This is a genomic window from Paractinoplanes hotanensis, from assembly GCF_023717965.1.
Taxonomy (GTDB): Bacteria; Actinomycetota; Actinomycetes; order Mycobacteriales; family Micromonosporaceae; genus Actinoplanes; species Actinoplanes polyasparticus.
Window position 1 is genome coordinate 173,513 of record NZ_JAMQOL010000008.1, and the last position, 25,582, is coordinate 199,094.

The 25,582-nt window shown below is 72.1% G+C and carries 18 protein-coding genes; 7 read left to right on the forward strand and 11 right to left on the reverse strand.

The annotated features are described in order from the left end of the window. Positions 1-12: 12 nt before the first annotated feature. Entirely contained in the window at positions 13-876 is an 864-nt protein-coding gene (locus LXN57_RS06965; protein WP_251797181.1) for an ABC transporter permease, read from the reverse strand. Then, complete coding sequence (locus LXN57_RS06970) at positions 873-3,638, reverse strand: alpha/beta fold hydrolase (RefSeq protein ID WP_251797182.1); 2,766 nt, start codon at positions 3,636-3,638, stop codon at positions 873-875. The genes LXN57_RS06965 and LXN57_RS06970 overlap by 4 nt, the downstream gene beginning before the upstream one ends. 130 nt (positions 3,639-3,768) lie before the next feature. On the opposite strand from LXN57_RS06970, the gene LXN57_RS06975 reads away from it, so the two are divergent. Then, the gene (locus LXN57_RS06975; protein WP_251797183.1) at positions 3,769-5,988 is read left to right on the forward strand and encodes an AAA family ATPase; all 2,220 of its coding nucleotides are present in this window, start codon (positions 3,769-3,771) and stop codon (positions 5,986-5,988) included. On the opposite strand, the gene LXN57_RS06980 is transcribed toward LXN57_RS06975, so the two are convergent. From LXN57_RS06980 to LXN57_RS06995, 4 genes are all read right to left on the reverse strand, one after another. Then, positions 5,985-6,305: a DUF3263 domain-containing protein gene (locus LXN57_RS06980; RefSeq protein WP_251797184.1), complete on the reverse strand. Its 321-nt coding sequence runs from the start codon at positions 6,303-6,305 to the stop codon at positions 5,985-5,987. The two genes, LXN57_RS06975 and LXN57_RS06980, sit on opposite strands and share 4 nt — an antisense overlap. Before the next feature lie 98 nt (positions 6,306-6,403). Continuing rightward, positions 6,404-7,414: an ABC transporter permease subunit gene (locus LXN57_RS06985; protein ID WP_251797185.1), complete on the reverse strand. Its 1,011-nt coding sequence runs from the start codon at positions 7,412-7,414 to the stop codon at positions 6,404-6,406. Then, positions 7,411-8,403, reverse strand: coding sequence for an ATP-binding cassette domain-containing protein (locus LXN57_RS06990; RefSeq protein ID WP_251797186.1), 993 nt, complete (start codon positions 8,401-8,403; stop codon positions 7,411-7,413). The genes LXN57_RS06985 and LXN57_RS06990 overlap by 4 nt, the downstream gene beginning before the upstream one ends. A gap of 52 nt (positions 8,404-8,455) precedes the next feature. Next, positions 8,456-9,241, reverse strand: coding sequence for a DeoR/GlpR family DNA-binding transcription regulator (locus LXN57_RS06995; RefSeq protein ID WP_221378397.1), 786 nt, complete (start codon positions 9,239-9,241; stop codon positions 8,456-8,458). Between the two features lie 185 nt (positions 9,242-9,426). Here LXN57_RS06995 and LXN57_RS07000 point away from each other — a divergent pair, with 185 nt between their 5' ends. From LXN57_RS07000 to nagA, 3 genes are read left to right on the forward strand one after another with little or no spacing between them, the layout of a single operon-like run. Next, positions 9,427-10,350, forward strand: a complete 924-nt coding sequence (locus tag LXN57_RS07000; protein WP_251797187.1) for an SIS domain-containing protein — start codon at positions 9,427-9,429, stop codon at positions 10,348-10,350. Further along, positions 10,347-11,270 (forward strand): ROK family protein, encoded by a 924-nt coding sequence (locus LXN57_RS07005; protein WP_285904602.1) that lies wholly within the window; start codon positions 10,347-10,349, stop codon positions 11,268-11,270. The genes LXN57_RS07000 and LXN57_RS07005 overlap by 4 nt, the downstream gene beginning before the upstream one ends. Then, positions 11,267-12,364, forward strand: a complete 1,098-nt coding sequence (gene nagA / locus LXN57_RS07010) for an N-acetylglucosamine-6-phosphate deacetylase (RefSeq protein ID WP_251797188.1) — start codon at positions 11,267-11,269, stop codon at positions 12,362-12,364. The genes LXN57_RS07005 and nagA overlap by 4 nt, the downstream gene beginning before the upstream one ends. Here the strand turns inward: nagA and LXN57_RS07015 are convergent. Both LXN57_RS07015 and LXN57_RS07020 read right to left on the reverse strand, forming a co-directional pair. Beyond that, complete coding sequence (locus tag LXN57_RS07015) at positions 12,327-13,049, reverse strand: phosphatase PAP2 family protein (RefSeq protein ID WP_251797189.1); 723 nt, start codon at positions 13,047-13,049, stop codon at positions 12,327-12,329. The two genes, nagA and LXN57_RS07015, sit on opposite strands and share 38 nt — an antisense overlap. A 10-nt stretch (positions 13,050-13,059) precedes the next feature. After that, positions 13,060-14,466 carry a trypsin-like serine peptidase gene (locus tag LXN57_RS07020; RefSeq protein ID WP_251797190.1) on the reverse strand — a complete coding sequence of 469 codons (1,407 nt, stop codon included), beginning with the start codon at positions 14,464-14,466 and terminating at the stop codon, positions 13,060-13,062. A 152-nt stretch (positions 14,467-14,618) separates the two neighbouring features. Here LXN57_RS07020 and LXN57_RS07025 point away from each other — a divergent pair, with 152 nt between their 5' ends. Beyond that, the gene (locus LXN57_RS07025) at positions 14,619-15,848 is read left to right on the forward strand and encodes a DUF4032 domain-containing protein (RefSeq protein WP_251797191.1); all 1,230 of its coding nucleotides are present in this window, start codon (positions 14,619-14,621) and stop codon (positions 15,846-15,848) included. Here the strand turns inward: LXN57_RS07025 and LXN57_RS07030 are convergent. Further along, positions 15,816-17,603 carry a potassium channel family protein gene (locus tag LXN57_RS07030; protein WP_251797192.1) on the reverse strand — a complete coding sequence of 596 codons (1,788 nt, stop codon included), beginning with the start codon at positions 17,601-17,603 and terminating at the stop codon, positions 15,816-15,818. The two genes, LXN57_RS07025 and LXN57_RS07030, sit on opposite strands and share 33 nt — an antisense overlap. A gap of 114 nt (positions 17,604-17,717) precedes the next feature. On the opposite strand from LXN57_RS07030, the gene LXN57_RS07035 reads away from it, so the two are divergent. Then, entirely contained in the window at positions 17,718-18,704 is a 987-nt protein-coding gene (locus tag LXN57_RS07035; protein ID WP_251797193.1) for a hypothetical protein, read from the forward strand. Between the two features lie 62 nt (positions 18,705-18,766). Here LXN57_RS07035 and LXN57_RS07040 read toward each other — a convergent pair whose 3' ends face one another. Then, complete coding sequence (locus LXN57_RS07040; protein ID WP_438872846.1) at positions 18,767-21,997, reverse strand: S8 family serine peptidase; 3,231 nt, start codon at positions 21,995-21,997, stop codon at positions 18,767-18,769. Between the two features lie 274 nt (positions 21,998-22,271). Beyond that, entirely contained in the window at positions 22,272-22,706 is a 435-nt protein-coding gene (locus LXN57_RS07045) for a GNAT family N-acetyltransferase (RefSeq protein ID WP_251797195.1), read from the reverse strand. A 46-nt stretch (positions 22,707-22,752) separates the two neighbouring features. Here LXN57_RS07045 and LXN57_RS07050 point away from each other — a divergent pair, with 46 nt between their 5' ends. Then, entirely contained in the window at positions 22,753-25,569 is a 2,817-nt protein-coding gene (locus LXN57_RS07050; protein ID WP_251797196.1) for an Hsp70 family protein, read from the forward strand. The last annotated feature ends 13 nt before the right edge of the window (positions 25,570-25,582 follow it).

Here is a 25,582-nt window from a genome sequence, read left to right on the forward strand (position 1 = left end):
CAAGACCCGCGCCTACGAGGTGACGTCCTTGCGGGTGAAGCGCCAGAACGCCACGCCCCAGCACAGGGTCGCGTAGGCGATCGCGCTGATCGCCCCCTTGACCAGGTCGTCCACCTGCGCCGGGGTGGAGAGCAGACCCATCCAGGCATCACTGAAGTGGGTCGGCAGGAGGTAGCGGATGGTCCCGAGCGCGGTGATCTGGTCGAGGATGCTCGACAGGATCCAGAGCATCACCGCGCCGCCCACCGCGCCCAGCGGCGCGTCGGTCAGCACCCCGAGCAGGAACGAGAGCCCGGCCACGACCAGCATCGAGATCGCCAGGAAGCCGACGATCGCCAGCAGCCGCAGCAGGCCCGGCCCGGGCGCGATCTCGGCCGCCACCGTGCTGCCCAGCGGGTTCCAGCCGTAGCGCAGGGTGCCGGCGATCAGCGCGACACCGGTCAGCACGAGCAGGGCGACCGCCGAGTAGGCCAGCGCGACGATCAGCTTCACCGCGAGCAGCCGGGCCCGCGGCACCGGCACCGCCAGCAGGTAGCGCAGGCTGCCCCAGCTGGCCTCGCTGGCCACCGTGTCGCCGCAGAACAGCGCGACCACCACGACCAGCAGGAAGCCGGCCGAGACAGCCAGACAGAACAGCGCGAAGTTGAGCCCGCCCGAGGTGGCCAGGCCGACCAGGCTGTCGAACGCTCCGCCGCTCTCCTCGTCCTCGCCGCCGCCGAACTCGAAGGCGGCCAGGACGATCAGCGGCAGCACCGCCATGAAGCCCAGGGCGAGCTGGGTGCGCCGGCGCGACGCCTGACGGCGCACCTCGGCCCAGACGGGCATGGTGCGCGACGGCCGATATCCGGTCGCGCCCGACTCCGTAGCGACGCTCATCGGTCCCCACTCCCCCGCGAGTTGTCCCCCACCAGCGCGAGGAAGGCGTCCTCGAGCCTTCGCCGCGGCACCACCCGGTCGACGGCGACCCCCGCCCGCACCAGCGACGCCACCACCTCGGAGCGGGGCGTGCCGTTCATGTCGACGATCAGGCCCGAGGGCCCGTCGGGCAGCACCGAGCGCACGCCCAGCTCGTCGAGCACCCGCTCGGCGGCCGGCACGTCGGACACCTCGAGCTGCACCGACGGGGACTCGCCGACGATGTCCTCGACCGGGCCCGAGGCGACGATCCGGCCCTTGTTGACCACGACAGCATGCGTACAGGTCTGTTCCACCTCGGCCAGCAGGTGACTGGAGACCAGGACCGCCCGGCCGTCGGTGGCGTACCGCTTGAGCACCCGGCGCATCTCGGCGATCTGCGGCGGGTCGAGCCCGTCGGTCGGCTCGTCGAGCACCAGCAACTCGGGCAGGCCGAGCATGGCCTGGGCGATGGCGAGCCGCTGGCGCATGCCGTGGCTGTACTTCTTCGTACGCCGGTGGATCGAGTCGCCCAGCCCGGCGATCTCCAGCGCCTCGTCGAAGCGGGCGTCCGCCCACGGCCGGCCGGTCGCCTTCCAGTACGCGTGCAGATTCTCCAGCCCGGTCAGGTGCGGCAGGAAGCCGGGCCCCTCGACCAGCGCCCCGCCCCGCGACAGCACCGGGGAGCCCGGCTCCAGCCGGTGGCCGAACACCAGCGCGTCGCCCGCGGTCGGCATGGTCAGGCCCATCAGCACCCGCAGCGTCGTGGTCTTGCCGGCGCCGTTCGGCCCGAGCAGCCCGACCACCTGGCCGCGCTCGACCGTGAAGCTGATCTCCTCGACGGCGACGAACCCGTCCCCGTACGCCTTGCGCAGCTTGCGGACCACGAGCGGCGTCTGCGCGAACTCGGGGAGGGTCGGCTCGTGCTGCCCGCGGGCGCGCCGGCGCCGCACGAGCAGCAGCACGGCCAGACCGACCACGATCGCTGCCAGAAGGCCGGCCAGCGCGTAGCGCCAGATGGTCTGCGGGTTGGCGATCGGCGTGCCCACGGCGGTCGGCAGTTCGAGGGCGGAGGCGACCTGCACCGTGTACGTCGCCGGCTGCACCGGCGACAGGAAGGCCTGGTCGGTCGTGGCCACCACGACCCGTACGGTGTGGCCGGCCTCGATCCGCCGCACGATGGCCGGCAGCCGGATCGTGCGCTCCTGCGCCTGCTCGATCGAGGTGGGCAGCTCGGTGAGCCGCACCGGGGCGACCAACCCCGCGCTCAGCGTCGGAGCGCCGGATTCGTCGACGTCGTAGAGCTTGACGAACAGTGTGGCCTCACCGGTCGGCGAGGCAGCCCGCAGCCGGACGGCGGGCGCCCCGACCACGTCGATCGCCGAGCCCACGGGCCGGGTCTCGAACGTCGCGAACTGGCCCGGGATGTCGGCCGCGACACCGGAGAGCAGCTGGCTCAGCCGTCCGCCGGTTCCGGGCAGCGACGAGATCGCGCCGGGGTTGCCGTTGGGCGGGTTGGCGATCGGCTGCGCCGGGCCTTCGAGCTCGAGCTCGGTCCGGCCGGTTCCGGCCAGTCCCGGGTACGCGTCGGTCGAGTAGCCGTTCGTGACCAGATCCCGGTCGAGCGCGCTGAAGCCGGCCACCCGCGAGTAGGTGAAGCTGTCGGACGGCGCGTCGCCCTCGCCCTTCACGTAGTGGTCGAGCCACTGCACGGTCAGGAACTTCACCCTGTCCTGGTCGCTCTGCGGCCCAGCCCCGCCGTCGTGCCCGCCGGTGAACCAGGCGACCCGCACCGGCGTGCCGGTGGCGGCGATCGAACGGGCGTTGGCGTCGGCCTCGCTGAGCGGGAAGAGCGTGTCGACCGCACCCTGCACGAGCAGCGTGGGCGCCTTGATCTGCCCCACCGTGCCGGCCGGGCTCGACCGGCGCAGCAGGTCGAGCGTCGACGCCTCGGGGCTGCCGGTGGTGGCCACGTCGAGGTAGGCCTGGCACACATCGGCGGCGAACCGCCCGCAGGCCGGGTCGATGGTGATGCCGGTCGGCGGTGGCGCGGCTGCCCCGTCGGCCGGCACCGCGCCGCCGTTGCCGAAGAAGACGCCGGCCCAGCCCTTCTTGAAGACGCCGGTGGCCGACGTGTCGGCCGACTGCGGCAGGAACACGTTGGTCAGGTCGTTCCAGGTGATCGAGGGGACGATCGCGTCGACCCGCGGATCCTGACCGGCCAGCATCAGTGCCAGCGCCCCGCCGTACGACCCGCCGACCACGCCCACCCGGGGGTCGCCGGCCGCGTCGGTCCGAATCTCGGGCCGGGCCGCGAGCCAGTCGAGCAGGCCCTGAGCGTCCCGCACCTCGTGGTCCGGGCTGTTCAGGTGGATCTGGCCGCCGCTGCGCCCGAAACCCTGAGCGGTGTAGGTCAGCACCGCGTAGCCGCGCTCGGCCAGCGACTCGGCGTCGCTGCTGACCGACTCCTTGGTGCCGCCGAAGCCGTGGGCCAGCAGCACCGCGGGCACCTTGCCGTCGCGGTCGCGGGGCAGGTAAAGCCGGGCGTCGAGGGCCACGTTCTCGTTGCGCTCGGGCCCGCTGACCACGGTGATCATCTCGTCCTGCGTGGTCCACCCGTCCCGCTCGGGCCACACCGCCCAGCCGACCAACCCGGCGACGAGCACGAGGGTGGCCGAACCGGCGATGATGCGCCTGCGGGTCGGCCGGGGCAGGGCGCGGCGCAGCCGGCTCGTCCAAGACATGCATGAAAGCTAGCCTGAGCGGTCTGAGCAGTGCCTGTGAAACCTCTCAGCAAGCGTGCGGGCGATGCTGCGGCCGGGCGATAACGTGGACCATCGGGATCAGACGCTCGACCGACAGGGGCCTGCACGCGTGGATGAGGAACTGAAGCTGACCGCGACCCTGCGGCCGGCCGGGCTCGACGACCGTCGCGGGATCGTGCGGCTGCACCCCGAGGTGATGACCGCGTTGGAGATCAACGCGGGTGATCCCGTACGCCTGCGGGGTGTCACCACGACGGCGGCGCTCGCGGCCAAGGCCGAGGCCGGCGCCAGCCGCGAGTTCCTCTACGCGGACGACCTCACGCTCGGCAACCTCGGGCTGCGCGACGGCGGCCAGGTCACGATCGCCCGGCAGCCCGCGGTGGCGGCCCGCCGGGTGACGCTGGCCGGCGAGGCCGACGTGGTCGCGCTGGTCTCGCCCGAGATCCTGCGGCTCGCCCTGCTCGGCAAGGTGGTCAGCACGGGCGACCGGGTGTCGCTGCGCCCGCAGGACGTGCTGCCGCTCGGCGACCGCCCCCAGATGCCCGACATCGGCCGGCGGCTGCGCAACCGGCTGGGCTACCAGTGGAACGTCGCCCTGCTCACCGTGGCCGAGGTGACCGAATCCGACGCGGCCGTCATCACCATGGACACCGTGGTCGCGTGGCAGGACGGTCCCGTCTCCACCCCGGTGCCCGGCCCGGCCACCCGCCCGCAGGAGCCGGCCACCACCGATCCCGAGGTGCCGCCGCTCAGCATCGACGACCTGCCCGGCCTCCGCTCGCAGGCCAAGGAGCTGGAGGAACTGCTCGACCTGGGCTTCAACCACGGCGAGGTGCTGGCCCGACTGGGCACCAAGATCTCGCTCGGCGTGCTCATCTCGGGCCCGGCCGGCTCGGGCAAGTCGGCGCTCGTCCGGGCCGTCGCCACCCAGGTCAAGGCCCGGGTGGTACAGGTCTGGGCCCCCGGACTGGCCGCGCTGACCAACACCGCGGCCGCCGGCCGTCTGCACGAACTGGCCCGTGAGGCCCGCGCCGGCGGCGCCACCGTGCTGCTCTTCTCGGACGTGGATTCCATCGCGCCCCGCGACGATCCGGGCCCGATCTCCATCGTCTTCCGCCAGGTGCTCGAGGAAACGCTGCGGGCCGGGGTGGCGGTGGTCGCCACGACCAGCCGGCCCGAGTCGGTCGACACCTCGTTGCGCTCGCCCGACCTGCTGGCTCTGCAGCTCGCCGTGCCCTTGCCGGACTCGGCCATGCGGCTGGAGCAGCTGCGGGTGCTGACCCGGGGCATGCCGCTGGCCGAGGACGTGCGCCTGGACGACATCGCCGGGCGCACCCCCGGGTTCGTCGCGGCCGACCTCGGCGCGCTGGCCCGCGAGGCCGGCGTCCGCGCCGCCCTGCGGCAGACCGACAAGAACAAGGACGGCGAGTCCGACGAGGCCGCGAACGTCACCATGGCCGACTTCGAGGGCGCGCTCGACGTCGTGCGGCCGACGTCGATGGCCGACTCGACGCTCGAGGTGGCCGCGGTGACCCTGGACGACGTCGGCGACATGGTCGAGGTCAAGCAGACGCTGACCGAGTCGGTGCTGTGGCCGCTGACCTACCCCGACACGTTCGCCCGGCTCGGCGTCTCGCCGCCCCGCGGGGTGCTGCTCTACGGGCCGCCCGGCTGCGGCAAGACCTACCTGGTCAAGGCGATCGCCGGCACCGGCAAGGCCAACGTGCTCTCGGTCAAGGGGGCCGAGCTGCTGAGCAAGTGGGTGGGCGACAGCGAACGCGCCGTCCGCGAGCTGTTCCGCCGGGCCCGCGAGGCCGCGCCCACGCTGGTCTTCCTGGACGAGGTCGACGCGCTGGCCCCCACCCGCGGGCAAGCCAACGACGGCGGCACCACCGACCGGGTGGTGGCCGCGCTGCTCACCGAGCTCGACGGCGTGGAAGACCTGCGCAACGTGGTGGTGATCGGCGCGACGAACCGGCCCGACCTGATCGACCCGGCCCTGCTGCGGCCCGGCCGGCTGGAGCGGCTGGTCTACGTGCCGCCGCCGGACGCCGAGGCGCGGACCGAGATCCTCAAGGCGACAGCCAAGTCGGTGCCGCTGGACGAGGAGGTCGACCTGGCCCAGCTGGGGGCCGAGCTGGACGGTTTCTCGGCGGCCGACTGCGCGGCGTTGATCCGGGAGTCGGCCCTGTCGGCGATGCGCGAGTCGCTCGAGGCCACGACGGTGACCGCGGCCAACGTGGCCACGGCCCGCAAGCGCGTACGGGCGTCACTCGACCCTGGCCAGGTGGCCTGGCTCGCCGCGTACGCGGAAACGCACCAGGCTTAACGGCGGCGGGTCCTTGCTTTGCTGGAGCGGAGGCGCCGCAGCCGGCCGACGAGAACCGGGTCGTGCTCGAGCGCGGCTGGGTTGTCGAGCAGGGCGTTGAGCAGCTGGTAGTAACGCGTGGAGCCGAGGCCGAACGTGTCGCGGATGGCCTGTTCCTTGGAGCCCGCGTGCTTCCACCAGCGGGCCTCGAAGGCGAGGATCTGCTGCTCACGCTCGCCCAGCGCGGGCTCCGCCGCAACCGGAGGCTCAGCGAGAGGCTCGGCCCGCGGAGCCGGGATGTGCTGCTGCTCTTCGGACGGGTCAGCGGCGGGCTGCATGACGGCTCCACAGAAGAAGGACGAGCACAGATGTACGAAGCGGGGACCGTCAGCATAAGTCCGACGCCCCCCGCCCGCATGCCCCGCCCGACGTTACCTCACGTGACGTCCCGGCTACGCATAGTCCACATAGACGCCCCCACGATGACGACGAAGACGGCGGCCAGGATGCCGCCCGCCATCGGCCAGGTCAGCGTCAGCGAATCCGGCACGCACCCGCCGGCCGAGGAGAAGTCGCAGGAGTTGTAGTCCTCGATCTTCACCTCCTTGCTCATCCAGGCGATCATCCAGACCGGAATCAGATAGGCCTCCGCGAACTTGACACCGGCCAGCGCGAGGACGGTCCCGAGTCCGAACTGGAAAACGATCACCGCGCCGATCGTCACGCCCAGCGCCATCGCGGTGTGCCGACCCAGCGAGGCCAGGCCGAAGCCGACCGCCCCGGCCACGACCACCAGGGCCAGGCCGCGCAGCTCCATCAGCGCGATCGACTGCCAGGCGCCCGAGGTCATGCTCTCGGACGAGCCGCGAGCCTGGGCGATCAGATAGAACAGCCCGGTCCAGACCGCCGAGAACACCACCGTCAGCGCGGTGAAGAAGACCAGCAGCGCCGCCAGCTTGGTGCCCAGCACACGCAGCCGCTGGGGCCGCCAGAGCAGCAGGTTCATCATGCCGCCGCTGCTCCACTCGGCGCCCACGAACGACGCGCCCACGATGAACGCCACCATGGCCAGCAGCGCCGCCAGCGTGGTCACCATGTCCGGAAAGTTCTCGCGGAAGTCGAACGTGGGCGGCATGTACCACTGCGTCTGGAAGTCCTCGGCGGTCGGCTCGATCATGCCCTCGCAGCCCGGCGGCCAGTTGCTCGCCTGGGCCGTGCCCTGAGCGGCCTGACAGGCGGCCTGGTCCCGCTGGAACTGCTCGAGCGAGCGCTGGTAGTCCTGCTGCGCCTGGGCCTGGGCCGACGCGATCTGCGCGGGGCCGACCTTCTCGTTGGTGAAGAACATGCCGGCCGCCACCGCGGCCAGGATCAACGTCACGCCCAGCAGGAAGAGCTTGGTGAAGCGGCGCTTGGTCAGCCGCCGGGTCTCGGCACTGTAGAGGCTCACTGTCCCCACCCTCCGCTCGCCGGCGCGGGCGCTGCCGCCGACTGGTCGACCTGGCGGTTCTGGCCCTCCACCGGCGCCGTGCCGGTGAGCTCGAGGAAGACGCTCTCGAGGTCGGCCGACATCGGCGTCAGCTCGCTCAAGTAGATCTCCCGCTCGGCGAGGATCCGGGTGATCTGGGCCGGGTTGCCGGCGTTGCCGACCGTGAAGTGGTCGTGCTCGACGGTCACCTGGGCGCCGTTGGCCCGCAGCAGCTCGATCGCGTTGCGCATGTCGACGCCCGGCTCGAGGGCCACCTTCACCGAGGACGAGGTGTGGGTCTTCAGCACGTCGGCCACCGAGCCCGCGGCCACCCGCCGCCCGGCCGAGATGATCGTGACGGAGTCGCAGATCAGCTGGATCTCGCCGAGGATGTGGCTGGAGAGCACGACGGTCATGCCCGACTCGGCCAGGTTGCGCATCAGCGTGCGCATCTCGCGGATGCCGCCCGGGTCGAGGCCGTTGGCGGGCTCGTCCAGAATCAGCAGCTTCGGCTCCTTGAGCAGCGCGGATGCCACGGCCAGGCGCTGCTTCATGCCGAGCGAGTACGTCTTGACCCGGTCCTTGGCGCGATCGCGCAGGCCGACCAGCTCGAGGACGGCGACGACCCGCTCCTTGCGCACCCCGCCCGCGTCGGCCAGCAGCGAGAGGGTGTCCTGCGCGGTGAAGTTGCCGAAGAACTGCGGGCTCTCGACGATCGCGCCGACCTGGCCCGCCACCTCGGGCAGGCTCGCGGGAACCTCGCGCCCGAGGATCGCCATCCGGCCGCCGTTGGGCCTGATCAGCCCGAGCAGCGTCCGCAACGTGGTGGTCTTGCCCGAGCCGTTGGGCCCCAGGAAGCCGTGCACCTGGCCCGCCTCGACGGTCATGTCGAAACCGTCGAGCGCTCTTCGCACACCTTTGCGGCTGCGATACGTCTTCTGCAGCCCGGCTATCTCCAATACGGCAGTCACGGGCGAGACTCTAGACAGAGCCGTCAATATGCGCTGCTACTGAAGCGGGTATTCACGCCCGGACGACGTGGACGCCGGCCTCGCGGAAGCGCGCGACGACGTCGTCCGGCGCGCCGGAGTCGGTCACCAGTGTCTCGATCTTGGTGATCGGGCAGATCCGGGCGAACGCGTGGCCGCCCAGCTTCGAGGAGTCGGCGATCACCACGACCCGCTTGGCCCGGGCCACCATCAGGCTGTTCATCGCGGCCTCGCCCTCGTGGTGGGAGGCCGCGCCGAGCTCGACGTCGACCGCATCCACGCCGAGCAGCACGATGTCGAGCGTGACCTCCTTGAGCAGCGCGCCGCCGAGCGGCCCGACCACCTCGAAGGACTGGGGACGGACCACGCCGCCGGCCACGACGATCTTCATGCGCGAGCGGACCAGCAGCTCGTTGGCGATGTTGAGCGCGTTCGTCACCACGGTGAGCTGGGAGCCGTCGCCGCCGGCGTTCAGATCCGGGCGTACGGCGAGAGCGCGCGCGACCTCGGTGACGGTGGTGCCGCCGTTGAGCCCGACGACCGTGCCCGGGGTGACCAGCCCGGCGGCGGCCTCGCCGATGCGCTGCTTCTCGGCCGAGTGCTTGGCGCTCTTGTAGCGCAGCGGCAGGTCGTACGAGACGCCGTTGGCGACCGCGCCGCCGCGTGTCCTGGTGATCATCTGCTGCTGGGCGAGCTGGTCGAAGTCACGGCGGATGGTGGCCTGCGAGACGTCGAGCCGGGCGGCCGCGTCCTCGACGCTGACCCGGCCGCTCTCGGCGAGCAACTCGAGCAGGGCATTCCACCGCGCGTACCGGTCCACCCAGACTCCCCGCTGCACGTTCCGTGATAAGAGTGTGCACATTAGTGCGCGAAAGCCCGCGAAGCAAAGATCAGCCCTGCGCGGTGCGGCGACGATGGTTGCATCCCCGCCGGGCTTCCACGCAGAATGACGCTCGAAAGTGCTGGGTACCGAGCGCTTATGCGCACGCGGGTGAAGGGTGGCCCATGACGTACGTCAAGGCGGAGATCGCCAGCCAGCCGGAGTGCTGGCGCCAGGCCGCGAAGCTGGCCGACGCCCCCGGCCTGCCGGAGCGCGGCGAGCGGGTCGCCGTCGTCGGCTGCGGGACCTCGTGGTTCATGGCCAAGTCGTACGCGGCGCTGCGCGAGCAGGCCGGCCAGGGCGAGACCGACGCGTTCCAGGCCTCCGAGCTCCCCCGCCGCCGCCGGTACGACCGGGTCGTCGCGATCACCCGCTCCGGCACCACCACCGAGGTCCTCGACCTGCTCAACGACCTCGCGGGCGGCACGCCGACCACCGTGCTGACGGCCGACGTGACCCAGCCCGCCGCGCGGATCGCCGACCGGACCGTGCTGCTCGACTTCGCCTACGAGCAGTCGGTCGTGCAGACCCGCTTCGCCACCAGCACTCTCGCGCTGCTCCGAGCGCACCTCGGCGAGGACCTCGAATCCGCCGCCACCGACGCCGAGGTGGCCGTCCGCCTGCCGCTGCCGGTGCACCCCGCCCTGGCCGAGCAGATCACCTTCCTCGGCCGGGGCTGGACCGTCGGCCTGGCCGAGGAGGCCGCGCTCAAGTGCCGCGCGGCCGCCGGCTACTGGGCCGAGGCCTACCAGGCGATGGACTACCGGCACGGCCCGATCGCCATCGCCGCGCCGCGCCGCGCGGTGTGGGCGTTCGGCGACATCCCGACCGGCCTGGCCGACGAGGTCGAGGCGACCGGCGCCCTGTTCGTGCACAGCCGTCACCACGGCGGCTACGCGGCCCTCGGCAGCTGGTGCGGCGGCCGCGCCCCGCTCGACCCGATGGCCGACCTGATCGTCGCCCAGCGCGTGGCCGTGCTGCTCGCCACCAGCCAGGGGCTCGACCCCGACCACCCGCGCAACCTGACCCGCTCGGTAGTTCTGCGGTGAACCGGGTGGTGGTCGCCCTCGACGTGGGCGGGACGGGCATGAAGTGCGCGCTGGTCCGGCCGGACGGGACGGTCCACCACGCAGAGCGGCACCCCACCCAGGCGGAGCGGGGTCCCGAGGCGGTGCTCGGCACGATTCTCGACGTCGCTCAGGGGCTGGCTGCCCAGGCCCGCGCCGACGGCCTCGAGCCGGTGGCGGCCGGCGTCGCTGTGCCGGGCGTCGTCGATGAGGAGAACGGCATCGCGGCCTGGTCGTCCAACATCGGCTTCCGGGACGTTCCCGTGCGCGCCCGGATCGAGGAACGGCTCGGCCTGCCCGCGGTGCTCGGCCACGACGTGCGGGTCGGCGGCATGGCCGAGGCCCGCCTGGGCGGCGGCCGCGGCCATCGCCACGTGCTGTTCGTCGCGATCGGCACCGGGATCGCGGCCGCGCTGGTCGTCGGCGGCGCCGGCTACTCCGGGGCGCACGGCGCCGCCGGCGAGCTGGGCCACATCGTCGTCCGCCCCGGCGGCCCGGTCTGCCCCTGCGGGCAGCGGGGCTGCATGGAGTCCCTGGGTTCGGCCCGGGCCGTCGGGCTGCGCTACTCCGAACTGGCCGGCGTCCCGGGCGCCACGGCGCTCGACGTGGTGACCAAGGCCGGCGAGGGCGATGCCCTGGCCCGCACGGTCTGGCGCGAGGCGGTCGAGGCGCTGGCCGACGGCATGGTCATCGGACAGGCGCTCTACGACGTCGGCGTGTTCGTCATCGGCGGCGGGCTGGCCGAGGCCGGCGACGCGCTGCTGGACCCGCTCGAGAAGGCGTTCCGCGAGCGGATCACCTTCCACCGCCCGCCCGGGTTCGTCCGGGCCGGCCTCGGCGACGAGGCCGGTTGCATCGGCGCCGCCCTGCTCGCCCTCGACCACCTGGAGAAGCTCGCATGACCCGCATCGGCGGCAGGATCGTCCGGCCGGGCGCCGTGGTAGAGGGGTACGTCGAGGTCGACGGGCCGGCGATCCTCTCGGTCGAGGCGGCCGGAGGCGCGGGCGACGACATCGTCGTGCCGGGCTTCGTCGACCTGCACTGCCACGGCGGCGGCGGCCACACGTTCACCACCGGCGACGTCGAGTCGGCCCGCGGTGCGGCCGCCTTCCACCTCGGCCACGGCACCACGACGATGCTGGCCAGCCTGGTCAGCTCCCCGTTCGAGCTGATGCGCGAGGCCACCGCGGCCTACCGCCCGCTGGCCGAGGCCGGGGTGATCGGCGGTATGCACTACGAGGGGCCCTACCTTTCCGGCGTCCGCTGCGGCGCCCAGAACCCGGAGTTCCTGCGCGACCCGTCGATCGACGAGCTGGCCGCGCTGATCAAGCTGGGCGAGGGCGCCGTCCGCCTGGTGACGATCGCCCCCGAGCTGCCCGGTGCCCTGGAAGCGATCGGCTTCCTGCGCGGGCAGGGAGTCGCCGCCGCGGTCGGGCACACCGATGCCACGTACGAGCAGACGCTGGCCGGCGTCGCGGCCGGCGCGACGGTCGGCACCCACCTGTTCAACGGCATGCGCCCGCCCCACCACCGCGAGCCCGGGCCGGTGGTCGGCCTGCTCTCCTCGCCCGTGGTGTGCGAGTTGATCGCCGACAACATCCATCTGCACCCGGGCATGCTGCGCTTCGCCGCCCGCACCGCCGGGCCCGACAAGGCCGCGCTGATCACCGACGCCATCGACGCCACCGGCATGGCCGACGGCACCTACGACCTCGGCGGTCAACAGGTCGTCGTGGCCGACCGGGCGGCCCGGCTGGTTCGTGACGGCTCGATCGCGGGCAGCACCCTGACCATGGACGAGGCGCTGCGCAACACGGTCGCCGCGGGCATCGGGCTGGCCGAGGCGGTGGCCATGGCCTCGACCACGCCGGCCCGGGTGCTCGGCCTGGGCGACCGGATCGGCGCGCTCGAGGCCGGGCTGCGGGCCGACCTGGTGGTGCTCTCGCCCGACCTGCACGTCAAACGCGTGATGCGCTCCGGTCGCTGGCTGGAATGAAACCAGCCGGCTTCTCCCAGCCGCGCAGGGCGGGCAGCGGGAGGCGGTCGAACGGGATGCGCTCGATCAGACGGGCCAGCACCACGCCGAGCAGCAGGCCGGCCACCGAGTCGGTCAGCCAGTGGAAACCCGTGTAGACGGTCGTGCAGAAGACGATCACCACCGGGGCCACCCGGACCGCGTACGTCTCCCAGCGCTGCAACGGCCGCCGCTGGAGCGCCGCGATCAGCAAGGCCAGGACGGCGTACCAGACGAGCGAGTTGCCCAGGTGACCCGAGGGGTAGCTCATCGCGTACACGCCCTCGGCCTGCGGGTTGTGCATGATCACCCGCTCCGGACCGTCGAACCGGGGAGCCGCCCGGTCGGCCCAGATCTTCAGCGGCCCGATCGTCACGTAGGTCAGCACGAACGCCGCCACGAACGGCAGGATCGCCCGTACCGAGCGCGTACGCCAGGCGAGCAACCCGCTGAGCAGCAGCGACAGCGGCATCAGAAGCTGACCACCCTGGCCCAGATAGTTGAGCACCCGGGCGGTCCAGTACGGCACCGGCGGCTGGTGGCTCAGCGACCAGTCGGCCACCCGCTCGTCCAGGCGCAGCAGGTGGCCGCGCATGAGCGCCACGGTGATCGCGACGAACGCCGCCACCAGGACGACGTCCAGCCACCAGCTTTTCTTCTCGGCCACGCTCCCTAAGTTAGAGCAGCTTGCCCAGCTTGGCGGCGAGCAGGTCACCCCGGACGCCCGAATTGGGGCATCCGCCGAAGTGGTGCAGCGCCACCACCTTGTTGGTCGCCCGCGAGATCACCGGCGAGCCGGAGGAACCGCCCTCGGTGTCGCAGTAGTAGGCCACGTCCGACCCGGGCGCGTAGCCGTCGTAGGCGGAGTCGGCCACCGCGCAGTTGCCGGCCTGCTCGCCCAGCGACCCGGCGATCCGGGTGGGCTCGCCGGCGGGGTGCTGCGGCACGTAGAGCTGCTGGTTCTTGGCCGGCCGCCGGGTGTCCAGACTGAGGTAGCCGAACTTCCGCACCGAGTCGAACTTGTCGACCGTGAACAGCGTGAAGTCGTACGTGCGGTCGGTGGCGACGACCTTGGAACCCCACACCTTGGTCGGCTGGTAGACGTCGTAGCCGCCGCACTTCGCGCACTGGTAGTTGAACCAGACCTCGGTGCCGTAGGCCTGGGCCGAGGTGGTGAAGCAGTGGTTGTTGGTGAGCATGCGGTTCTGCGCGCCGACCCGCCAGCCGGTGCAGAGCTCGGTGCCGTTGATCAACAGGCGGGCGATGGCCTTCGACTTCGTGTACGCCACCGGGTCGCTCGACCGGTAACAGGCGGCGTCGGCCGAGGTGTCCGCGCCGCAGACCGATTCCTCGCGCCCGGTGCGGCCCGGTGCGGTCATCTGCTTCTCGGGCTGGCGGTCCTGTTCCGTACGGCTGAACCCGCGCGCCACCCGGTCGACGTCCACACCGAGCGAGCCGGCCAGGTCGCCCAGCCCGAGCAGGTTCCCGGCGCCGCGGTGCACTTCGAGCACGGCCGTGTCGCCGGTGACCGACATCGCCCAGCGGTCGCCCCGCCCGGTCCGGTCGGCCGGGGCGTCGTACCGGTAGTTCTCGGTGCCGTCGGCGTTCGAGACGGTGACGTAGTCGCCCGGCATCAGCGCCATCCGCGAGAAGTGCAACTTCACATAGGACGCGCCCGGGTAGCGGAACGTCTCCTGCCGGGGCTTGCCCCCGAGATAGCCGAGCAGCTTGCGCACGCTGACCAGTTCGCCGACCCGCTGCCGGCCGTTCGCCTGCGCCGAGCCCGACTCGACCGGCCGCTCCGGACTGCCCGCCTCAGGAACGGTGACCACCGCGCTGGGCTGGACAGTCGCCTTCTCCGGCGCGAGTCGCGTCGCCGACGGCCCCGGCACAGCCGAAGCCCCGCCGGGCGTAGCCGGCTGGGAGCGCTCGCCGGCCCGCTGTTCGGCCGACACCGGGGTCTGGCCGGCCGCCGCCGGCGCCTCATGCCAGGAGCCCACCGACTTCCCGGACCCGGCGGCGTGCCAAGCGGTCGTCCCGGCCGCACCGGCCAGCACCAGGGCGGCGCACGCCGCGATCGCCATGCCTGCCTTACGTCGACCGGTCTTCAGGGGCACTGTGACAAACCGCCATTCACATCATATCAGGGACATATGTTCTAATCCGGCGTTCTCGCACCTGTGTAACGAGCCACCTGCGGGAGCGACGCGCCGTCGGGAGCGTGCACACTGGTTCCGTGCGCATCACTTCCGCAGTCGTCGACCCAGCCTTGCTGGATCTGCCGTGGGACATCCCGCTCGAGGAATGGCCGGCCGAACACCTGGTCGCCCTGCCCCAGGGCATCTCCCGCCACATCGTGCGGTTCGTGAAACTCAACGACGTGGTCTACGCGTTGAAGGAGACCCGCGAGCGGATCGCCGAAAAGGAGTACGACCTCCTGCGCGCGCTGGAACGCATCGACTTCCCGGCCGTCGAGGCCGTCGGGATGGTCAACGACCGCCTGGACAAGGCCGGCGAGCCGCTCGAGACCGTGCTGATCACCCGGCACCTGCAGTTCTCGCTGCCCTACCGCGCGCTCTTCTCGCACGTGCTGCGGCCCGAGACGCTCAACCGCCTGCTCGACGCGCTGGCCGCCCTGGTCGTGCGCATGCACCTCACCGGCTTCTCGTGGGGCGACTGCTCACTGTCCAACACGCTGTTCCGGCGCGACGCCGGCGCCTTCGCGGCCTACCTGGTCGACGCCGAGACCGGCAACCTCTACCCGCGGCTCTCCGAGGGCCAGCGCAGCGAGGACGTCGAGATCCTGCGGCTCAACATCTTCGGTGAGCTGCTCGACCTCGAGGCGGCCGAGTTGCTGCACGAGTCGATCGACCCCGAGGCCGTGGTCGACGACATCGTGGCGCGTTACGAGCGGCTGTGGCACGAGGTCACCTACGAGCAGGAGGTGCCGCGCGACGCCCGGCACGACATCGAGCGGCGCATCCGGCGGCTCAACGAGCTCGGCTTCGACGTGGCCGAGGTCGACATGTCCACCGTGGACAAGGGCTATCGCATCCGCCCCAAGGTGGTCGACGCCGGTTACCACACCCGCCGCCTGCTGCGCCTGACCGGCCTCGACGCCGAGGAGAACCAGGCCCGCCAGCTGCTCAACGACCTCGACACCTACCGCGCCGAGAGCCTGCTCACCGACGAACAGCAGGCGGCCCACCGCTGGCTGACCGAGGTCTTCGAGCCGGTCGTCCGGGCCGTCCCGGCTTCGCTGCGCCGCAAGCTGGAACCGCAAGAGATCTTCACCCAGGTCATCCAGCACAAGTGGCTGCTCTCCGAACGGGCCAAGCGCGACGTCGGCATGGCCACCGCGGTGCAGTCCTACCTCACCGACGTGCTCGCCAAGAAGCCCGACGAGCAGGCTGTGCTCGGCGTCGAGGTGGCCTCACTGCCCGGCGTCGTGGAGGCCGGGCTCTAGCGGCTCGGTCGCCTGCTCGCGCAGCACGCGCAGGCCGGCCCGGCGGGCGACGACCACGATCTCGTCACCCGCGGCGAGCACCCGGCGCGGGTCGGGCTGCCGGTCGACCCATTCCGAGCCGGCCGCGGTCATGCCGATCACCCGGGTGCTCTCGACCCTGTCAGCGCTGCTCAGCGGAGCACCGTCGAGCAGCGAGCCCGGCCGAACCCGCACCGCGGCCACCAGTAGCGCGTGCCGCTCGACCGGAATCGTCGCCAGCATCTCGCGCTCGATCATGGCGGCGGCGAACGCGGGCGCGCACAACCGCGAGACGCTGCGCGAAATGTTGATGTTGAACACCGCCTCCACCCGCTGCGCGAAGTCGTCGTCGAACAGCCGCAGCACCACGCGGATGTCCTCGCGGGCGGCCCGCGCGTGCAGCGCGGCCTGCAGGTTGACCGCGTCGTCGGTCGACACCACGACCAGCGCCTGGCAGTGGTCGATCGAGGCGGCGCGCAGAGTCTCCTCCTGCGACGCGTCGCCCTCGATCACCGGGACGCCCAGCGACGCGGCCACCTTGACGCCGCGCGCGGCCGCGTTGCGGTCGATCGCCACCACGTCGAGGCCCAGGTCGACCAGCTGGCGCAGCACCCGGGTGCCGACCGTGCCCAAGCCGACCAGCACGATGTGCCCGCTGTGGACCTTGAGGACCTCGCCGCGGTCGAGAGCCAGGCGGGTCTTGACCACGCCGTCGACCACGGCCGCGGTGATCAGCGGGAGCAGGGCGACCCCGGCCACCGTCAGCACCAGCTGGGCGCCCTGGGCGGCCGGGGTGTTGTCCGGTTCCACATCGGACGAGCCGACCATGGTCAGCAACGTGATGTAGATCGACTTCCAGAATCCGCTGACCCCGGTGAAGTGGGTCAACAGGGCGCCCGAGACCGCGGTCAGTGCCAGCGCGACCAGCACGGCGATGCCCAGCTTGCGGGTCAGCCCGATGCGCAGGGCCCGGCCGATCGACAGCCACGGGCGACGGCGGCGGCCGGCCCGTGCCAGGCGGCGCGCGGTCACCGCCTGGGCCGCCGGGCGGCCGGTGGCCTCGGCCAGAACCAGATCGGTGGGCTTCTGCCCGGCCGGTGCGGGCTCGGCCGGCAGCACGGTCATCCGGCCGTTGTCGTCCGAGGTGGCCAGGGTGAACAGCGCGGCGTCACGCGGCACGTCGGCCCGCTTGGCCACGTTGAGCGTGCGGGCGGCGTACCGGAAATGGGTCGGCGCGACCTCACCGATCGCGGCCGCCACGAACGCGGGCGCGGCCATGGACGCGTCGGAGAGCACCGCACAGTCGGTGAACAGGCGCCGGACCCCGGAGGCCAGACCGGTGGTGAACATGCGGATCACGAGTCGCAGGTCACCCTCGACGGCCCGCGCGCACAACGCCGCGTGCAGGTTGGCCATGTCGTCCGGCATCACCAGGGCCAGCGCGTCGGCGCCGGCCAGACCGGCGTCTGAGAACGTGCGCTCGTCGAGCCGGGCGGCCGTCATCACCCTGACCCCGCGGGTGCGCAGACCGTTCAGGTCGGGCACGACCGGCCGCAGGTCGGGCGGCGTGATCACGGTGAGCCGGATGCGGCCCGAGGTGGCCAGCTCGTCGGCCAGCGTATAGACGAGGGCGTCCGATCCACACACCACGAAATGCGGACGCGGGTCGGCCGTTCGATCTCTCAATCGGGCGACCAGAGACCGCCGTACGCCGTCCTTCGCCGCGTCCGTTGCCACGTTCGCGATCGTAGCCAGCCGGAACCCGCCCCCGGGGCCACTCGTTGCCCCATCCGATGCTTTAGTCCGAATTCGAGGCTTTCCGAAATCGGATCTCTTTCCAGGAGGAGAACAGTGCGCAAGTTGTGGTATGCCGGAGCGGCTCTCACCGGCGGGATCATCCTGTTCGCGGCCTCACCCGCGCAGGCCGACCTGCTGCCCGGTGTGGACGCCGCGGCCCAGCAGGCCGACGAGCGGCTTGCCGACCTGCTGGGTCAGAGCAACGGTGTCAATGTGGACAATCCGCTCGGGAACAGCACGCTGAAGGACACCGCGGCCGGCCGGAGCCCGGTCGCACAGTTCAAGGCCGGGCAGAACAGCCCCGACCTCGACCCTCTGCTGCCCGGCCGGTCCGGCGAGCCGAACGGCGGGCAGCGGCGCGGCCTGGTCCCGGGCGGCGAGTCGGCCCGCGACCTTCCGGACGACGAGGAGCCCGCCGCCGACGTCGTGCGGAGGCCCACCTCGGCGCTGCCCTTCCAGGGCCTCCCCGTGCGGAGCCTGCCGATCTTCGGCCCGGGCGGTCTGCCGCTGCTCAGCGGGCTGCTGCCGAGCGGCCAGGTCCGCGACTTCAACGAGCGGCCGACCATGCGCCAGGCCGAGATGTTCGACGGCGGAGTTCCGCTGCTGGGCGGGCTGGGCGGCCTGCTGCCCGCCAACGGGTCGCCGCGGACCCCCGCGGACGATGACACGCCGCGCACGCTGCCGGCCACCGACGAGCCCGACCTCTCCGGCATGCCGGCCGGCGGCATCGCAATCATGCCCGCCGCGACCATGCCCGCCGCCGACACCCCCACCGCCGACACCCCCGCGCCGGGCACGTCGCCCGCTACCGCTCAGCCGGCCCAGCCCCACAAGCCGGCCCAGCCCCACAAGCCGGCCCAGCAGCAGAAGCCGGCCAAGCAGCCGAAGCAGCCCAAGCCGCAGCCGACGCCGACGGCCACTCCCGACGACCCGCGCCTGTACGAGGAGCCGGTCGAGACCGACGACACCGAGGAGCCGGAGCGCCGCCCGTTCTCGTCCGACGGCCGCCCGGTGGCAGGCGTCGACCAGCAGTACCGCTGACCCGCACACGAAAGGCCCCGCCCGGCAACATGCCGGACGGGGCCTTTTGCTGCTGGTGACTACTACCCGGTGACAGCCGTGATGGCGATCGGGCCGCGGCCGACGACCGCGCCCGCACTGGTCACGATCGCGACCTCACCCGAGAGCTCACGGCCGGCCGGCGGCACCGCGAGCGCGGTGACCGAGGCGTTGACCGTGGTCGACGCGCCGTTGGCCAGCGTGACCGGCGTGGCCGTCGTGGTGACCGAGCCGAGGGCCGGGCTGAAGTAGACATCGAGGTAGTCGTAGGCCGTGGTGCCCGCGGGCACCGCGTAGCCGTCGACCACCGCGGTGTACGTGCCCGCAGGCGGGTTCGCCAGCGAGATCGACTCGTCCGAGTCACCGTCGGCGTCCTGGCCGACCAGGGTGGCGCCCCGGTACAGCGACAGGTCGAGGTCGGCGGTGGCGTCGGCCGGGTTGCCGATCGTCACGTCGAGCCGGCTCGCACCGGCCGGCACCACGATCTCGTACTCCTGGCTGCCGCCCTCCTCGATGGACGGACGCTGGCGGCTCGCGCTGCCGAGCGGGCCGCCCTGCGCGGTCACCGTGACCGGGCCGAACAGGTTCTTGACGGCGAAGCTGACCGGCGACGGCTGGTTGACCGTCACGCTGGGCAGGGTCACCGACGCCGGCGTCAGCTGCACACCCTGGATCCTGGCGTCCAGCTTGAACGGGTTGCTCAGCACCGGCGTGGTGCGCCGGGCCTCGACCTCGAGCTCCCACACACCCGGGATCGGGTTCTCGTACGACCGCTCCGACGGCTTGCAGACGTTCGCGTCGGAGTAGTTCGTGAAGCAGTTCGCGCTGGCCGTGCCGTCGGCCGGGATGCCCCACGGGTTGATCGCGATCCAGCGGGTCTGCGAGCCGGTGGCGATGCCGGACAGGTCGACCTGCAGCGCCTTGGCCCCCTCGGGCACGGTGACGTAGAACGAGGTGGTCGAGCTGCGGTCGACCTGGCCCGAGAAGGCCGCCGCGTACGACGGCTTCTTCGTGTCGACGCCGGTGACGACCGTGTTGAGCACCTCGAAGTCGACCACCGGGGTGGACGGGTCGTCGACCTTGAGCAGCGCGCTCGCCACGCCGGTCTTGGCACGCACCACGACCGGCACGCTGACGGTCTTGTTCAGCGGCAGCAGCACCAGCGGCGCCGAGACGAACGAGTCGCGGTCACCGATCCACGAGAGCTTGTGCAGCATCGGGTAGCTCGGGCCGGACGTCCGGGTCAGCTTGATCGTCTGGATCTTGACCTGGCCCGGCTTGAGCCCGCCGGCGGCCACGGCACAGCGGTTGTAGATGCCCTCGCCCTGGTTGGGCGTGGCCAGCTGGCCGGCCAGCGGCGTGCAGACCGGAGCCGACGACGTGTACGTGCGGGTGGCCGACTTCTTCGCCAGCAGCTTCCAGGCGTCCGGCACGTTGAGCTGGCCGTGACCCTGCTCGTTGACCTGCTCACCCGGGATCGGGTCGGACGTCGAGTAGATCGCGCGGCGCAGCGACAGCGGGGACACCTTGATGCCGTTGGCCTTGGCCGCCGACAGCAGCAGCGCGGCGCCACCAGCGGCCTGCGGAGCGGCCATCGAGGTGCCGTTCTGCATCGAGTAGCCCGGCGGCAGGGTGTACGGCACGGTGGCCAGCCCGGGAATGACCTCCCAGGTCGGCGAGAGCGAGATCGCCGAACCGGGCGCGGCGATGTTCGGCTTGAAGCCGCCGTCCTCGCGCGGGCCCCGGGACGAGAACGGGATCAGCTGCAACGGCTTGCGGGTGTCCGCGCCGTAGTTGGCCTTCCACGTGTCGTCCGAGATGCTGGCGGCGACGCTGACCACGGCGCTGGCGCCGGAGGGCTCGCCGATCGTGTTCACGCCCGGGCCGCTGTTGCCGGCCGAGATGAACAACTGCACGCCGTACTTGTTGATCAGCTCGTTGTACAGCTTGGCCTGCGCGTTGCTGCCGTCGTTGAGCGAGGGCAGACCGCCGATCGACATGTTGACCACGTCGACGCCGCGGTTGATGACCAGGTCGGCCATGCCGGTGGTCAGCGCGGCGTTGGTGCAGCCGCCGCCCCACGAGCACGCCCGCGACGAGACGATCTTGGAGCCGGGCGCCTGACCGTCGAACGCGGCGTTACCCAGCAGGTCGTTGCCCGCGGCGATACCGGCCACGTGCGAGGCGTGCAGGCTCTCCGGGATGCCGATGCTGACGAAGTCGGCGACCTGACCGGGCAGGCCGGCCGGGTCGAGCTTGACGTCCTCGCGGTACTCCACGACGAACGGCATGCGCTCGGTCACCGCGGTGGCCGGGTTGTCGGCGCCGAAGTGCCCGACGTCGAACTTCTCCTTGTACGGCCGCATGACGGCGTCGTCGGTGAAGTCGAGGTTCTGGTTGGTGTCGACCCGGATGTCGTGGCTGACCGGGTCGTAGAGGATGCCCCACGTGTCGGTCGTGTCGCCGTCCCGGTTGACGTCGCCCAGGGCGTCGGAGTTGGCCGTGATCGACTCGCTGAAGCGGTTGATCCGCCAGGTGCCCGCCGGCGCCTTCCACGAGGCGCCCGCGTACGTGAAGGCCGGGCCGGCCACCTCGGTGAGCATCGCGCGCCAGGAGCCGTCGTTCTCGAGCAACGGGTCGGTCGCGGTCACCCAGTCGACAATCTTGCGCTCACCGGTCGTGGTCTTGGCCAGCGCGGGGTGGTCGATGTCCACGCCGGAGTCCATGATGCCGATCGTGATGCCGCGGCCGTCGTACTTCGGGTTCTTCTTCTTGAAGTCCACCGAACCGGTCTCGTCGGTCGGCAGGTACGGGTTCGCGGCGGGCGTCGACGGCCCGGGCGCGGCCAGCTGCACGGGCTTGCCCGGCTTCTCGTGCCGGCTGCCCGTCTCCGGCAGCTTGATCGTCTCTTCGAGGTCGACCGCCACGATGCCGGACAGCTCAGCGGCGGTCAGCACCTTGCCGATCGGCACCGACGCGAGCAGGTAGCCGATCTGGTCGAAGCGGCGGGTCACCACACCGCCGAGCGCCTCGATCTTCGCGGCCACCTCGGCCGACTTGCCTTCTTCGGTGGCGAAGATCGCCGTGACGAACTTCTTGTTGGCCGCCTCGGCCTTGGCCAGCAGCTCGGCGTCGTGTGCGCCGAGGGTGTCGGCCGACGCGTCCTTGGGGGTGGCGGGGTTCTCGGCCGCCTTCTGCAGAGCGGCGAGAACGGCGCCCTGGTCAGGCGCCGCCGCGGCCGGAAGCGCACCGCTCAGCGTGGCGCCGGCGGCCACGCCGACAGCCAGTACCGAGGTGAACGTTCGCCGGCCCCATGTGGATTGTTGTCTCACGTACGGGTCCTCCGGAAGGAAGGCGCCCCAGCGGGGGTTCACTGGGCGCGATCACCGGATCCTCCGATCGATCGGCATAGAAGTCACTACGGTCGATGACGTTGTGACGAGGCCGTGACATTCGGTCCTGCGCATCAATTCAAGCGTGTTACCGCAGGTCACCTCGTATCGACGGATGCGAGAGCAAATGTCGGGATCGGGTGGCCACTCTCCGCTTTTATTCGGCTCGCCGGATCAGGTCCCAGTTGAGCAGGGTGAACGGCGCCTCCTCGTCGGCGCCCGCCCGGCGGTAGGTCGCGAGCGCGGCCTCGTTGTCCGGCTCGGTCCCCACCCACATGCCGTAACAGCCGTTGCGACGCGCGATCGCAGCGAGCTCGGTCACCAGCGCGTTCCCGATTCCGCGCCGGCGGGCTTCGGGCACGACGGAAAGCTCGTACACGAACATCTCGGTGCCCTTGTCGGGATGGGTCATCTCGACTCCCGTGATCATCCCGACCGCACGCCCGTCGTCGTCGTAGGCGAGCAGCAGGTGGTGCCCGGCCGTGGCCAGGAACCGCCCGGTCGCCTCGGCCAGCGGCGGCCCGTCGAAGAGATCCGCCGCCGCGTGCACCTCCGCGGCGTCCACGATCCGCTCGATCCGCACATCGACCACCCCTACGCTCGTTCCGTCGTCGTCCGTGGGTCGTAGCATGACGCGGGTGACCGAAGGCTTCGAGCTCGGCGTCGACCTGGGCACCTCACACACGGTGGCCATGCTGCGACGTCCCGACGGGCGGACACGGCCGCTGCTGTTTGACGGCCGCCCACTGCTGCCGTCCGCCGTCCACCTCGACGCGTCCGGCCGGCTGCACGTCGGCGCCGACGCCATCCGTCTCGGCCACGCCGACCCCGGCCGCCTCGAACCCCACCCGAAACGCCACATCGACGAAGACTCCGTGCTGCTCGGCGACGGCGCCACCGTGCCCGTCGCCGACCTGTTCGCGGCCCTGCTGGGCGCGGTCGCCCGCGAGGCCGTGGCCACCGCGGGCTTCCTGCCGCCGGCCACGGTCACCCATCCTGCCTCGTGGGGCGCCCCGCGCCGGGCGGTGCTGGTCGATGCGCTCGCCCGGGCCGGCTGGCCGAGCGAGACGGCATTGCTGCCCGAACCCGTGGCCGCCGCCCGCTACTTCGCCGAGGTGCTGCGCCGGCCGTTGCCGGTCGGGGCCTCGCTCGGAGTGTTCGACTTCGGCGGGGGCACGCTCGACATCGCCGTGGTGCGCCACGACGGGCCCGGCGCGGCCTTCTCGGTGACCGCCTCGGGTGGCGCCGACAACCTGGGCGGCCTCGACCTCGACGCGGCCCTCGTCGGCCACCTGGGCAAGTCGCTGGCCGGGGCCGAGCCCGAGGCGTGGCGGGCCCTCACCGAGCCGGTGACGCTCGCACAGTGGCGGGCCCGGCGGCAGTTCTGGGAGGACGTGCGCGGCGCCAAAGAGATGTTGTCGCGCAGTTCGTTCGCGCCGGTGCCGGTGCCCGGGGTCGAGCAAGCGGTGCACCTGACCCGCGACGAGCTCGAAGCGGCGATCGACCCGCTGGTGCGGCGGGGTGTGGCCGAGGCGGCTGCGGTGATCGCGGCCGCGGGGCTCCAGCCGGCCGAGTTGAGCGGGCTCTTCCTCGTCGGCGGGTCGTCGCGGGTGCCGCTCGTGGCCCGGCTGCTGCATGCGCAGCTGGGCATCGCGCCGACCGTGCTCGAGCAGCCCGAGCTGCCGGTCGCCGAGGGGGCGACGCTGCCCTTCGCCTCTCCCGCGTCTGCGGCGGCCTCCTCCGCTTCCACCTCCGGGCCGCCTACCGCTGCCGCTTCTGGGCCGCCCACGGCCGCTGCTGGGCCGCCCACCGCTGCTTCTGGGCCGCCCACCGCCGCTGCCGGGCCGCCGACTCCGCTTCCGGGGCCGGCCGCGCCGTCCGCGGCTCCGGTTCTGGGGCCGGCTCGGCCCGGCGATGACCGGCATTACGGCGAGCCCGTCGACCCGTGGGCCACCGGTGAGGCCGCCGCCATCGCCGCCGGTGGGCACGCCATGCCCGGCTCGCCGTCCTACTCCGGCCCGCCCGGCTCGTCGTCCACGTTCGGGCCGCCCAGCGCCGAACCCTGGCTCGCCTCCGACACCCCGCAACCATCGTCGCCCTCGACCGGGAAGCCGCGCGGCAACCGCCGCCGCTGGATCATCGCGGGCGCCGCGGCGACGGCCCTGCTCGTAGCGGCCGGCGCCACCCTCACCTGGGCCTTCTGGCCGCGCTACCCCGCCCTCGACTACCGGCCCCTCGGCGAACCGGTGCACGTCGCCCCGGCCGTACCGCTCGGCTCGGCCTGGAAGGACGCGGTCGTCCGCGGCGACCGCGCCTACCTCGGCAGCGCCGACTACGACACCGGCAAGGTCGGCGTCGTCGCCATCGACACCGGCGACACCAAACCCGTCTGGACCAACCCCGCCGCCGGCACCGCCGACCGCTGGGAGTCCATGACCGCCCTCCCCGACGGCGTCGCCCTGTTCAGCGAGACCGACTACGACACCGACAGCAGCCAGCTCATCGTCCTGAGCGCCGACCGCGGCGAAAAGCGCTGGGAACGCACCCTCGGCGAGAACGACATCGTCTACTTCGCCGGCGACCGGGCCGTCGTCGCCGACCGCGCCGGCAAACAGCTCCTCGGCCTCGACCTGACCACCGGCGAGCAACGGTGGGCGGTCCCCGACCCCGAAGGCACCCCGGCGCCCGCGCTCATCGCCGTCACCACCCCGGCGGACCTCTCCGGCCCGGCCAGCGCCCAGGGCCGCGCCCTCGCCCCCGACCTCGGCGACGACCCCCGGCTCGTCCAGATCGCCGCCGACCGCTCGGCCCGGGTCATCAACGCCGACGGCAAGGTCCTCGCCTCCCGCCCCAACGTCGCCCGCCCCGACGACGAGGTGATCGCCCACAACGGCCGTCTCATCGTGCGCGGCTCCGAGGACATCCACCGCATAGTCGCCTACAACCTGGCCAACCTGGACGGCGACACCATCGTCTACACGGCCGGCTCGGCCACCGCCCGGCTCAGCGCCCTCGCCCCCTGCGGCGACGACCGCATCTGCATGATCGAAGGCGCCGGCTACGGCGACGACCGGGCCAAAGTGGTCGCCGTCGACGTCACCGACCGCAAACGGGTCTGGGAAGCCGCCGCCCCCGACGCCGACAAAATCGTCCCCGTCGGCGAAGCCGTCCTGGTCAGCTACTCCACCACCACCCGGCTGATCGACTCCGACGGCACCGAGGTCTGGGCCCGCCCCGCCGCCGCGGCCCGCCTCGACGCCACCAACGTGCTCGAATTCAGCAAACCGCTGGCCGGCTACGCCGACGACCCGGCCCTCGCCGGCCGCCACCTCGGCGACGACCCCGTACAGCTCGGCCCGCTGGCCGACGTGCAGACCGACACCTGCTCGTGGAACAGCAGCCACCTGGCCTGCGCCACCCGGAAGGACTTCATCGTCGTCCAGTACGCCGGATAGCCCCCTACCCACA